At 51.5% G+C, this 359-nt stretch carries 1 rRNA gene; it reads right to left on the bottom strand.

Features of this window, described 5'->3' with window-relative positions:
- A 23S ribosomal RNA gene (locus tag IQ19_RS27610) occupies positions 1-359 on the bottom strand; the annotation flags it as partial.

The raw sequence follows: 359 nt of genomic DNA, 5'->3' as shown, positions 1-359 counted from the left end.
CATGAGGCTAGCCCTAAAGCTATTTCGGAGAGAACCAGCTATCTCCAAGTTCGATTGGAATTTCTCCGCTACCCACACCTCATCCCCGCACTTTTCAACGTGCGTGGGTTCGGGCCTCCATCCAGTGTTACCTGGACTTCACCCTGGACATGGGTAGATCACCTGGTTTCGGGTCTACGACCACATACTCATTCGCCCTATTCAGACTCGCTTTCGCTGCGGCTCCGTCTTATCAACTTAACCTCGCATGTAATCGTAACTCGCCGGTTCATTCTACAAAAGGCACGCTATCACCCATTAACGGGCTCTAACTACTTGTAGGCACACGGTTTCAGGATCTTTTTCACTCCCCTTCCGGG

Origin of the sequence: Cytobacillus oceanisediminis (genome assembly GCF_007830235.1) — a bacterium.
GTDB lineage: Bacteria > Bacillota > Bacilli > Bacillales > Cytobacillaceae > Cytobacillus > Cytobacillus oceanisediminis.
The sequence above is the reverse complement of the archived record's forward strand: the minus strand, read 5'-3'. Positions and strand labels throughout refer to the sequence as shown.